Annotated in this window: 10 protein-coding genes; 4 read left to right on the top strand and 6 right to left on the bottom strand. The window is 61.7% G+C overall.

Going from position 1 to position 12,262, the window contains the following annotated elements:
• Positions 1–101: 101 nt before the first annotated feature.
• Entirely contained in the window at positions 102–1,625 is a 1,524-nt protein-coding gene (rsgA, locus tag C1722_RS07115; protein ID WP_219724286.1) for a ribosome small subunit-dependent GTPase A, read from the bottom strand.
• A 540-nt stretch (positions 1,626–2,165) separates the two neighbouring features.
• Between rsgA and C1722_RS07120 the strand changes: the two genes are divergently transcribed.
• A complete protein-coding gene (locus C1722_RS07120; protein WP_102378617.1) occupies positions 2,166–2,954 on the top strand; it encodes a hypothetical protein in 789 nt (262 codons plus the stop codon).
• 206 nt (positions 2,955–3,160) lie between these two features.
• The gene (locus C1722_RS07125) at positions 3,161–3,922 is read left to right on the top strand and encodes an SdpI family protein (protein WP_102378618.1); all 762 of its coding nucleotides are present in this window, start codon (positions 3,161–3,163) and stop codon (positions 3,920–3,922) included.
• A 538-nt stretch (positions 3,923–4,460) separates the two neighbouring features.
• Here the strand turns inward: C1722_RS07125 and C1722_RS16685 are convergent.
• From C1722_RS16685 to C1722_RS07145, 4 genes are all read right to left on the bottom strand, one after another.
• Positions 4,461–4,667, bottom strand: a complete 207-nt coding sequence (locus C1722_RS16685) for a hypothetical protein (RefSeq protein WP_146040618.1) — start codon at positions 4,665–4,667, stop codon at positions 4,461–4,463.
• Between the two features lie 178 nt (positions 4,668–4,845).
• Positions 4,846–5,385 carry a hypothetical protein gene (locus C1722_RS07135; RefSeq protein WP_102378620.1) on the bottom strand — a complete coding sequence of 180 codons (540 nt, stop codon included), beginning with the start codon at positions 5,383–5,385 and terminating at the stop codon, positions 4,846–4,848.
• 185 nt (positions 5,386–5,570) lie between these two features.
• A complete protein-coding gene (locus C1722_RS07140) occupies positions 5,571–5,912 on the bottom strand; it encodes a 4Fe-4S dicluster domain-containing protein (protein ID WP_102378621.1) in 342 nt (113 codons plus the stop codon).
• 2 nt (positions 5,913–5,914) lie between these two features.
• Positions 5,915–8,149: a molybdopterin-dependent oxidoreductase gene (locus C1722_RS07145; protein ID WP_102378622.1), complete on the bottom strand. Its 2,235-nt coding sequence runs from the start codon at positions 8,147–8,149 to the stop codon at positions 5,915–5,917.
• A gap of 218 nt (positions 8,150–8,367) precedes the next feature.
• On the opposite strand from C1722_RS07145, the gene C1722_RS07150 reads away from it, so the two are divergent.
• Complete coding sequence (locus tag C1722_RS07150; RefSeq protein ID WP_180995073.1) at positions 8,368–9,948, top strand: helix-turn-helix transcriptional regulator; 1,581 nt, start codon at positions 8,368–8,370, stop codon at positions 9,946–9,948.
• A 3-nt stretch (positions 9,949–9,951) separates the two neighbouring features.
• Here C1722_RS07150 and C1722_RS07155 read toward each other — a convergent pair whose 3' ends face one another.
• Positions 9,952–11,292: an MATE family efflux transporter gene (locus tag C1722_RS07155; RefSeq protein ID WP_102378624.1), complete on the bottom strand. Its 1,341-nt coding sequence runs from the start codon at positions 11,290–11,292 to the stop codon at positions 9,952–9,954.
• Between the two features lie 124 nt (positions 11,293–11,416).
• Between C1722_RS07155 and C1722_RS07160 the strand changes: the two genes are divergently transcribed.
• Positions 11,417–12,187, top strand: a complete 771-nt coding sequence (locus tag C1722_RS07160) for a MerR family transcriptional regulator (protein WP_102378625.1) — start codon at positions 11,417–11,419, stop codon at positions 12,185–12,187.
• The last annotated feature ends 75 nt before the right edge of the window (positions 12,188–12,262 follow it).

Genomic DNA, 12,262 nt, shown 5'->3' on the forward strand with positions numbered 1-12,262 from the left:
TTCGTTTCCGTTCTTTTCCGATTTAGATACCGGCCGATCATGGGATCGCGCCCAACGGCCACGATCCCATGATACAAGACCGGACGGCGCAACGCATCAGTTTATCCGCTCGCCGTCGCAGCGCCCATGTCCCACAGCGGAAACGGCGGATTGGCGAGCGGCTTGGTCGCGATCGACATCAGAAGTACGCTGTTATCGTCGGCGGCAATCCTGTTCGACACGATCTTGCCGCACGACGAGCAGCGGTGGATGAGGGCCCATTCCCCGTTCTTGCGCACCCAAACGCCGATGGGTTCCATGACGCCTTTGCACAGCGATGCCCGGTCTCCCGGCCGGTTGTCCACATGCAGGCTCGAGAGGCAATGCGGGCAGTGGTTGCGATGGTCGCTTCCTGCATGTTCCGGCACCACCACGCTTCCGCACACCGCGCAGGTGAAGCTCTCGGTGCAGGCCTGCGTACGGTAATCGGGCCGATCGCGGGATACGCGTTCGGCGTTCGGCGCGTTTCGGCTATCCGACATCCCGTGTTCGATCTGCGCTGGAGCACGGTCGATCCGTACCGGCGGGCGCCCGGTCTTGGGTGCCGTACGGTCGGCTTGCTTCATTTGGCGTACGAGCTTGGAGAGGTTCTTCTCCCACTGCCGTTTGTCTCGCAGAAAGCCCTCCTTGTCGTCGGCAAGGCGCGTTTCGATCTTGAGCTTCAAGTAGCTCTCCCAGCGCTCGGGCGCAAGGCTTCCATCGCGTATGGCCTCCGCTATCGCGCAGCCCGGCTCGCCGTCGTGGCGGCAATCGCTGAACCGGCATTGGCCGAAGTAGCTCTCGACGTCGGCGAAGCCCTGGCTCAACCCCTCGTCGGCGTTCCACATGCCAAGCTCGCGCATACCGGGCGTGTCGATCAGCATGGCTCCGTTTTCCAGAAGCATCAACTGGCGATGCGAGGTCGTATGCCTTCCCCGTCCGTCGCTTTCGCGAATCTCGCCTGTGGCCATAAGCTCGTCTTCCGAAAGGGCGTTCGCCAAGCTCGACTTGCCGACGCCCGACGATCCGAGCAGCACGATCGTCTTCCCCGGTTCGAGGTAGCGGTCGAGCGCACCGAGACCCGAACCCGTCTTGACGCTGATGGCGCACACGTCGACGCCGAAAGCGATGCTCTCCGCAATCTGCACGTGCGTCGACGCGTCGCCGACGCAATCCGCCTTGGTGAGAACGACGACCGGCGCCGCACCCGATTGCCACGCAAGTGTCAGGTAGCGCTCGAGCCTGCGCTCGTTGAAATCGCGGTCGAGCGCCTGCATGATGAAAACGTAGTCGAAGTTCGCAGCGATAGCCTGCTCGCCGTGACCCGACGACGAGGGGTCGCGCCTCGCGAAGAACGTCGAGCGCGGCAGCGTTTCGCGTATCCTGCTTTCACCGTCGCCCGCCCAATCCACCATGACGAAATCGCCGACGGTGGGATAGTCGGCCTCGGATGTGCGGTATGAGCCCTGCTTGAGGTGTGCCAGGCCGCAACCCTTATCGCAGACGATTTCGAACAGCCCTCTGTGAACTGCGGTGATTCGTGCGGGTATTCCCTGTATGTTCTCGGGTCGGCAGCGTGGGTCGAACCCGTAATCCTGTATGTTCATTGGTTGGTGCTCCTAGATTCACTAGCATTGCGTTCAACGTCGTTCCTTTCGAATGCTGCTTTCCAGGGCCTCATACAAAACGATCCCGCAACCGCTGCCTTCGCAAGGGGTATGACGAGATCGTCGGTATACTCAGGGTGTCTTCGATGCATGCGCAGCGCCAGCGGGCGCCTGCGATGCGGGAAACGCGACAGGGATGCAAAAGGCGGTGGATGGGCGCGCCGAGCGTTCTCGGGCATACGCGGATCATCCTCGGTATGAGGTTTTAGAGGAAAGCGACCTTTATAACCGCCGACATCAAGCAATCCTTTTCTAGCGTTTACGCGTTCGTGAGTGAATCTTATGACCGCATATGGTAACAGGTTGCATGCTGAATGGCAAGGGCGACGCACGAGGAAACCGCGAAGTGCGGGCGAGTCTCCGCGCTTCGCGGGCGGCAAATCCCCGACCGCCCGCCTACCGGTAGGCACATCACCCCCGAAATGGTACTCTCATATATGAGGAAACGACGCGCAATTTGCCAGTAGGAACGAGGGCTTCGTGAAAGAAAAATCGAACGGGTCGAAGGTCGGCAAGCGACTCAGAATCGCCCTGCTCGTGCTCGGCGTTGCGATATTGGCCGCTTTCGCAACCCTCATCCCGACGCTCTCCCCCGAAACGCCCGGTATGAAATCGATAGGGGGCGCGTACGTAACCGTGTATTACGAGCGGGAGGAAGCGGCGGCACAGGATGTTTTCACCCTGATGAATGCCCAGAGCGAGCATATTGCAGAAATGCTCGGGTTCGATTCCCCACAAGACATCAAGGTGTACGTATACGACGATCAGAGCACATTCCAAACCAAGAAGTACGGCCTGGTGGCATTGCTGCTGAACATGGATTGGTACATCGGGGACAATCGGGGAACGAACGTGCTGCTGACCTCCCCCGCAAACCCCGGCAGCGCGCACACCTACGACAGCGTGAAAAACTCGGGGCCGCATGAAATGGTGCATGCCTACAATTCGCTGCTGAACAAGGACATGTCGCTTTGGGTCAACGAGGGCCTCGCGCTCTACCTGGCGAACGGCGACCCCCGAGACGATCTCTACAGCACGAGTTACTTCGTTCCCAGCATCGAGCAAACGCATACGTTGAACCCCGTCGAGTTCAACGAGGTCGGCGGCTACGATTTCGCCTATACCTACATCGAATACTTGGACGAGACGTTCGGGTGGGAGCATGTCGTGTCGTTCGCCCGAACGAACGACTATCTCGATGCGTTCGGCGAAGACGAAGCCTCCCTCTATGACGGGTGGGTCGACTTCCTGAAAACGAACTACCGCTAGCACAGCCGTCCACGATGGGTAGGCGCACTCGGCCCGCGCTGACCCATCGTGCCTCGCCCCGGGACCGCAACGGCTTGTCGTGCCCCACTCCGTCTCGACAAGCCCCGCTGCGCAAGCCGAAACCCGCCGAAAAGGCAGTGGACACGCCCCCCCCCGGTATATAATCGAGCTGCAAGCAATCTTCCTCATCCTGAAAGGATACGCTCGTGCTCTTCGGTGCGCTCATCATCGACCTGCTCTTCATCGGCCTTGGCGCGCTCATGCGCTATACCGCCTTCGATCCGAACCCCGCCTTCGGCTACCGCACGACGCGCTCCATGCAGAGTCCCGAGGCGTGGGCGTACGCGAACCGGAAAGCCGGATCGCTCATGGCCATCGTCGGCCTTGTCGGCCTCGCGCTGTCGATCGCCACCGCCGTGATCGATGCCGCCACGCCGCTCACGACGACCGATGCGGGCTTCGCCGTAGCGTCGTTTCTGTACGTGGGGGTACCGCTCGTCGGCATCGTGGCCGTCATCCCCGTGGTAGAGCGGGATCTCAAAAAGCTGTTCCCCAGCGACGCCGCAGCGTCGACCTTTCCCGACGAAGCAACGCCGTCCGCATCCGCCGCCGCCCCCGCAAGCGTCGCAATCCCTATGAGCACCGCCCGGAAAGTCCTGTTCGGTGCTCTGTGCGTCCTGCCTCTCATCATCGCGGCCTGCGGTTTCGGCGCGTTGCCCGACACCGTCGCCGTCCACTTCGACGCAAGCGGACCCGATGGATGGGCGCCGAGAACCCAGGTGTTCCTCTTCGCCGCGATCATGGCGGCGAGCAACCTTGTACTCGCCTGCGCGTACCGCGTATTCTTGCGGCGGCAGACAAGTGCGCGAAGCCGCACTTCGGATGTGCTGGCCTTCGTCGCTTTCGCAGTCTGCATGCTCATCGCAAGCGCCGCTGTGCTCTACATCGTGCTGTTCAACATCGGGTAGGCGCGCCGACGTAGGGAAAACGTCAGGGCCCGTCGGAACGTCTCCGTCTTGCAAGATCTGGAACAGCACGGTTTTCTCGGCTGCGCGTCCGTCCTCGCGAGGCAAGCGCGAGCTGGCGCATACCGATATCGGTTCGGGGGCGGACGGGGCTGTTTCTACGGGTTTTTGACGATTGTGCTGCGTCCGGAGCCCGCCTGCAAGCCGGCCGGCTTCTTGCCAGCAGCATATTGCCTGGTCGCGGGGTTGTCCCGATTCGACCTCTTTCAAGGCTCGCCTTCAAGGGCGTCGAAAGCCGCCCCTGACGGGTCTTGAACGCAACATAATCGGCAAAAACCCGTAGACGAGGGCGATTCCGCCGTTGAACCAGGATCGACGCGCCCTCGCGGAGCGCCCGACAGCGGGCCGGCGTTCCGAAGTCGCACGCGGGCGCATGCCGATATCGGTTTGGCGGCGAATTTACGCATATGCCGTAAAACGAGCCCGATACGCCAAGCTCAGCACGCCGAAGTCGGTTTCGGGCGGCATCACGCCGCCCGAACTACGCGCTTCCCAACGAGCTTCCCGGCGGTTTGAAGGCCGGAACCCTCGATTCTCCCTTGTCGAGTGCTGCGAGAAAGCGCTCTTCCATAATGCGGTTGCGCGTGTTCCACGTCGCACCCGCTACGGCGTCGATCAGGTCCTGCACCTCGTCCTCCGAAGCGTTCGACCCGTTGACGAGGCTCTCTTTCGACCGCTCTAGCCCCATCTCGGCATCGGCCTCATTGCCCCGCGGCCCGAGCGCGCCCTGCGGCCCCCGCTCGAAAGAGGGAGCCGCAGGGGCTTCGACAGCCGCGGAACCTGCAGAACCTGCGGAAGCCGCACCACGCGCGGGATTCCTGGAATCCGCGGGGGCTGCACCCGAAGCCGTATCGATATGCAGCCGATCAGGCATGGACGGCCTCGTCGGTTACTGCATCGGGCGTCTTGGCAAAGCGGTCGGCCGGTTTCACGCAGAGCTTGGCCAAGCCGCCTGCCGCAGGATCGGAAAGAAACGCCACGATCACGATGGTCGGCCAGAACTGAATGCAGAGCGCTGCGAATCGGTCGAACAGGTTCACCGGATCGACAAGCCCCGTCATCGGGTTCACAGCCTCGGTAATGCCCACGCCCGTCATGAACGCCGTCATGACGATGCCGAGCACGAACATGATGAGCGTGCTGAAGAAGATGTTCTGGACGATGCGGAAGCCAAGTGTGCCGGGTTTCGCATCGTAGTACTCGGCCGCGGCACCCGCGATGCGGGCGAGCGGGATGACCGCCGTCACCACGAACGAGGTGACGAATGCAATCGCAAAGCTCATGAGGAAGAACATGGGATCGATGTGGGCGATTCCCTGCGCAAAGGTGAGCGCAAGGCAGAGTATCGCCGCAACGATCAGGGAGAAGAACAGACCGTAGAAAATATAGTACTTCTTGCTGTACATCGCCGATCTCCTTGTCCTCGGATGCGGTCGTTTCCGCATCCGAAATCCGTTGACGGGATGCGCCGCGCCCGAACCGAACGGCCTGGACGCATCGCCCGACCCCCAGGCTCGGCGGGCACGCCGCGCCCGGGGCATTCGTGCGGGCACCGAACCGAAGTCCGGCACCCGATCGCGCGCATTCGAGCCTATGCGACCACGAAGAGCGTCTTCTGCTTCGCATCAAGTTGCTGGTTCAGCTCGTCGAGCGGGCCGAACTCGATGCACTTCGACTGGCAGTGCTGCACGCAGGTGGGCACCTTACCCAGCCCCCGGCGTGCGGCGCACGTGTCGCACTGCTTGGTCGGGATGGGCAGATACGAGAACTGCCAGTTGTTGTCGGCTTCGTCTCCGATGGGCCACGGGCCGATCTTCACGACCTGGATACCGGTCTGGCCGACGGGCAATCCATGCTCCATCTGGCAGGCGATCTCGCAGGAGTGGCAGCCCGAGCACCACTGGGCGTCCACGAGGATTCCGAATTTAGCCATGATTACTCACCGTCCTGTACTTTGTAGATCTTGCAGATCGAGCTCTTGTAATTGGATCCGAATCCGCTCTTGCCGGGGATCCAGGGCAGCGTGTTGTTGATGTTGAGGTCGAACACGTCGTAGAACTTCTCGGGATCTCCCTCGGGGAACCACCAACCGTGGTCGCACGACACGATGCGACGATCCATGATGGGGGTGAGCTTCGCCTTGCGCTTGGCACGTCCCATCGGGCCCTCCATCCACACCCAGTCGCCGTCTTTAATGCCGTACTTCTCGGCGGTCTCAGGATGGATCTCCATGAGCGGCCAGGGGCGGTAGTGGCGCATACGCTCGATCTGACGATGCTCGGAGTGGAACATACCCCAGAAGCGCGCGCCGCTCGTCATGACCAAGGGGAACTCGTCCATGAGCTCGGGAGTCGACGTCGGTCCGGGCTCGGGTTCCTCGAAGTACGGAAGCGGATCGAGGCCGGCCTGGTTGTAGAAGTTGCTCCACAGCTCGATGCGGCCGGTCGGCGTGTTGAAACCGGGCTTGCCGTCGGCGCGAAGCTTGCCGGTCTTGTAGCGGTAGTACTCGATGGGCTGGTAGGCCGGAGCCACTTCCTGCAGCTCTTCGAACGTCATGTCGGTAGGCTTGAGCATGTCGGTGTACATCTCGTCGACGTTGTCCCACGGCCAAGCCTCGGGGTTCCACATCTTGCCAAGCTCGAGGTTGATCTGCATGTCGGATTTGCACTCGCCCACATCGGTCACCTTGTTGATGGTGCTTCCGCGTTGCGCGCCCGATACGAACGCGATGCCGTTCCTTTCGGGGAACGTCTGGGCAGGCAGGACCACATCGGCCAATGCGGCGATCGTCGGGGTCTTGAACAGGTCGACGACCACGATGAAGTCGAGCTTGTTGAGCGCGTGGTACAGACGCTGCGGATCGGCGCCCATGCAGGCGATGGGATTCGTGGTCTGAAGCCAGGCGCCGTGGATCTCGTAGGGAACGCCGGTCTCGATGGTCTTCACCGTCTCGTCGGGCTGCGATACCGCGAAGCCGAAGTTGTAGAGCGGGTAATCCTGGATGCCGATGCGCTTGGCCTCCTGCTCGGGTCCCAGCACCTCGCGGCCCCAGCCGCCGGCAACCGAGAGGATCTCGGGAGCCACGATCATGCCGCCCGGGCGCTCCATGTTGCCCGTGATCTCCCAGAGGGCGAGGATTGCCTGGCCGGCGGGCATGGCCTCGCGGGTCATGTCGACGGCGACGCCCCATTGCAGCGTCGAGTTCTTCGCGTTACCGAGCATGCGGGCCGCCTTGATGATGAGATCTTCGGGCACCCAGGTGATCTCGGAAACGCGCTTCACGTCGAACTCGGCGGCGCGCTCTTTGAGCTCCTCGAAGCCGTAGCACCATTCGTCGACGAACTCGTGGTCGTAGAGGTCCTCGTCGATGATGACCTTCATCATGCCGAGGGCGAGTGCAGCGTCGGTACCGGGGCGCACGCGCAGGTGCAGCTCGGATTTCGAAGCGAGCCACGTGACTTTCGGATCGACCGTCACGAGCTTCATGCCGCGCTTCATAAGGTCGATGACCCAGTGGCCGTAAAAGCCTTCGATGTTGGACTTGAGCGGATAGTTACCCCAGATGAACATGACCTCGGGCACCTCGTAATCGGGATGATCGTAGCGCTCGGGGAACTGCTGAGCGGCATCCGGAATCCACGGATGGCCCGTCGTGGCAGCCATGCCGGCGATGCGCGGCAGATAGCATGCCTGGCCCGAAAGCAAACCCGTGTAGTTGGGCGATCCGAACGACCAGCACAGACGCGTGATGTAGGCGGCGATGTCGCGGCCGGTTCCCTGCGCGAAGATGACGGATTCGGCGCCGTACTTCTCTTTCATGTCCATAAACTTCTCGGTGATGAGCTCATAGGCCTCATCCCACGTGATGCGCTCCCAGATATCTTTGCCGCGGTCCTTGGGGTCGCGCTTCATAGGATACTGCAAGCGCTCTTTGTGGTTGGTCACCTCGGGCACGTCGAGGCAGCGCATGCACAGACGTCCGTCGGTCCACGGATCCTCGGGATCGCCCTCGCATTTGACGAGCTTGCCATCCGCATCGGTGTACATGATGACGCCGCAGCCTAAATGGCAACCCGGGCCCGTCCATGCGCATCCGCGTGTGACGTCGTAATCCCCCTCGCGATAGCGGAACGGCTTTTCATGGTCTACCAGTCTGTAATCGGTTTCCATTCCTACCTCCTCAAGCTTCCTTCTTCGTCTTGCACGATTTTCGAGGCCCCCGCAGGCGCGGATCGCCTCGAATCCGAAGGCCCAAGCGGCCGATCGTCAGATCCGCCGCTGCGCACCCTCAACTTGTCATTACTCTAGAGACCGTCTATCATGAATGCCATCGACCGATCGAATGGTTTTAACGGGGGAACATGCAAGACGAGCCTATGGAAAAAAGCATGAGTGAAAACGTTTCCCCACGTCAATCGGCATCATCTGCATTCCTGCTCGTCGCTGTCGGGGGCTTTTCCCTCTTTTGGGCAGTCTTTCTTTCCATGCTGATGCGCAACTCATTTCTCGATGTGGACATCGAGAACCTCTGGTATCACCTCGTGTTGAGAATCGCCTTCTTCATCGGATTCGGAGCCTGCAGCTTCGGGCTGTCCCGAACACCCGAAGGAGCCATCGGAACCGGGCAGCGTCGTATCATGACGGTGTTCGCCATCCTGTTCTCGGTCATCGCGGCGGGCTCGTCGGCATCGTACTTCGTCACGCAGACGGCCCATCCGCTTGCATTCGATTTCATCGTGTGGGGCCTGTCGGGAACGGGGCTCTGCTGCCTGTTCTTCCTCTGGATAGAAACGGTGACCGCCGTCTCGCAATCGTCGATCGTGAAATGCCTCGCGCTCTCCGTCGTATGCGGCTGCGGCTTCTATCTCGTGATCACCATGCTCCCCTCGCCCTTCAACATCGCCATGCTGGCGATCTGCCCGCTCATCAGCCTCGGCATCCTCAAAACCCTTCCGAGGGAGCCGGAAAACCCGCCCGCCGCAGACAGCGCGCCTGCAGGGCCTGCGCTTTCAGCGGATCAAACCGTCGAAAACGCAACGAACCTCGAGGCGATCCCGCTCACCGAGTCGAAGAAGAACGCGCGTCTGTCGTGGGCATTCGGGGCGATCTACGTGATCTACGGCATCGTTTTCGGCCTTGGATCGGGCTCGGTCACCCAGATAGCGGGCGATGCGACCCTGTTCGTCGGCATCGCGGCGCTCGCAGCTCTCGGCGCGCTCGCCGCTTTCGCCTTCATGAGGCGCTTTTCGGGCCGTATCGAACAGAGCAACATGCTTCGGATGGTGTTTCCCTTCCTCGTGATCGCACTCGTGCCCATGTCGTTCATGTCCGACGTCGTCTACACGCTGTGCAATCTGCTGCTTTTGGGCGCCTACGTGTTCGTGCTCCTCACGAGCATCGCATTCGAACTTCAGACGGCCCGCAACCGCAAGGCGTCGTATCTGTTCTTCATCGGAACCAGCCAGACGGCGCTGTCGGGCGGCCTCGTCATCGGATACGGACTCGGGTTCGCCGCTTCGGCCACCGGCGCGATCAACCTCTCGATGCTCTCGGGAATCGCCCTCGGTCTCGTGGTCCTGCTCGCTGCCTTCGTTACGTTCGCGCCGATAGAGCCTTTGATACACGATCCGGCGCCCGTCGAACCCGCCCCGGCGAACGGCGCTTCCGCGGCGAAAACCGGGGAGAGTGCCGCGGAAGCCGCCGAGCGGCAGGCCGAACACGAGAAGGGGCATTGGAGGGCATGCTGTGCGGCTCTCGCCGAGCGCTACGCGCTCTCCCCGCGTGAAACCGAGGTGTTCTACTACCTTGCGAAAGGCCGCGGCATCGAGCACATCCAAAACAAGCTCTACATCTCGAGCCACACGGTCAAAACGCACACGTACAACATCTACCGTAAAATGAACGTCGGATCGCGCGAGGAGCTGCTCGACATCATCGAAGAGGAGAAGCGCGCCCAGAGGGGCGAATAGCCCCTACGGCCGATCGAGCGCGGGCTCCATCTTCGCCCGGGAAGCACGGCTGCGATGGCGCCTTCTCAAGAGCGCCCCCGCCACGCAGGCGAGCACCATCTGCACGATGGTGACCGACACCCAGATGCCGTCGAGGCCGGCGATGCGGGCCATGCCGAACACGACGAGCACAACGAGCACCGCCTCCCCGTACACGATGATGCTGGAGGCCCGCGCATCGTCGACCGCATAGAAATACGAGGTCGACGCATGGGTGAACCCGTAGAAGACGTACGCCACCGAGAAGATGGGCAGCGCCCATGCGATGAGCGATGCGGCTTCCCCCGAAGCGCCGAACAAATGCGGAATCTGTTCGCGGAAGACGAACATGGCCGCAAGCCCGAGAATGCCGATGCTGACGGCGATGAGGTAGTTCGTATTGCGGAACCGTCTCACCCCGTCGACATCCCCCTGCCCGTAGTGCTTGCTGATAAGCGGCTGGCTGCCGTCGCCGACGCCTTGGATGAGCATCTGGATCACGCAGGCGGTATACGAGATGACCGCATATGCCGCTACCGCCGTCTCGCCGCCGTAGGCGACCGCGTTCACGTTGATGGCCACCACGGTCGCTTCGGGCAGAAGCGTCAGCCCGAACGGCGCCATACCGAGCTTGAGCACGTGGGCGGCTATCGCTTTGTCGATTCGCAGGTCGGCCATCGCGATGCGGTTGCGCTTCAGGAGGAAGAACGCCGCCACGAGCACGAAGGCGGCGATCTGCGAGGCGACCGTCGCCGCCGCGGCACCGGCGGTCCCCCATCCCATCAGGATGACGAACACGAAGTCGAGCGCCACGTTCATGAGGCCGGCAAACACCTGGACGGCCATAGCGTAGGCAACCTTACCCTGGTTGCGGATGAGCGGCGTGCAACCGGTCACGAATATCTGGAACGGCACGCCCCACGCGATGACCGAAATGTAGGAGACGGCCTGATCGAGCGTCTCTCCCCTGCCGCCGAGCGCCGTGAGAATCGGTTCGGCTAACACGATGAGCGCCGCCATGATGGGCACGGCGGCGATGATCAGCATGAGAAACGTCGTCCCGACCGCACGCCGCGATTTCGCATCGTCGCCCGCACCCCGCGCAATCGACGAGATGACGCCGCCGCCCATGCCGATGCCGGTACCCACCGCCATGACGAGCGCAACGAGCGGAAACGCCACGTTGATGCCGGCAAGGCCGGCATCCCCGACCGCATGTCCCACGAAAACGCCGTCGACGATGCTGTACACGCTCGCAAGCGTGAACGTGAGCATCGTCGGCACGATGTACTTCAAATACTCCCTGACCATGGATTTCGTTATCATGATGCGCTCCGTTTAATCCTTTGCCTTGCCGTTTGCCAGATGATACTCTAAACCTTTAAGTTGCTTGAAGGTAAAGGGAGAACCTGCCGGGGTTCTCGAAATCTCCAAATCGAAGGAGGATGCCATGGAGCCCGCAAAGCGCTACGATATAGGGGATGCCGCCCGCTACCTCGACGTTGCGCCCTCGACGCTGCGCTACTGGGAAAGCGAGGGGCTCGTGCGGACAGAGCGCAATCCCGAAAACGACTACCGCCAGTACTCCCTGCACAGCCTTATCGACGCAAGCGAGATAGCCTTCTACCGCAAACTCGGCGTTTCCGTAAAAGAGCTCAAAGGGTACCACGATCTCACCATCGAAGCGCTCGACGATACGCTCGAGCGCACGGCAACCGACCTTGCGCGACGCATCGCCGAACTCGATTCCATGAAGCTCCAACTCGAAAAGCAGCAGGAGCTCAATGCGATCGCCAAGGATCTTGCGGAGCACGGTGCGAGATTCAGCGCCCCTGCCGTAACGCAGCTGCGCGCTCTCGACTATCGGATGCCCGAGATCTGGCAGCTCCTCGTCAGCGAGCCGTGGCGCTACGGCATCCTCATCGAAGCGGCTCACCCGGAAACCATAGTCGAAGCCCTTGCGGATACCGACCTTCCCGACGCCTCCCCCCTCTGGAAGAAAACACCCGAAGCTGCGCACCGTCCGTGCCTCGAATGCCTGCTGCGCGTATCGCTCGACGCGAGCGAGAGCACCGCGTCATCGCTGTTCGAAGAGGCGCGTAGGCAGGGCATTCGGCCTTCTCGCCTTGTCGGCAGCTATCTTCTGAGCGCAACCGAGCCGTCCGGCGGCCAGCGCTACGACTACTACCGAGCCTGGATCATCGGCGAACCGCGCACCTGAGCGACGCATCGTCCGTATCCTGCACGTAAAAAGGCCCTGGGACGATCCCAGGGCCTTCAACCGATGTAATGCTAG

It is taken from the genome of Raoultibacter timonensis, from assembly GCF_900240215.1.
Classification (GTDB): Bacteria; Actinomycetota; Coriobacteriia; order Coriobacteriales; family Eggerthellaceae; genus Raoultibacter; species Raoultibacter timonensis.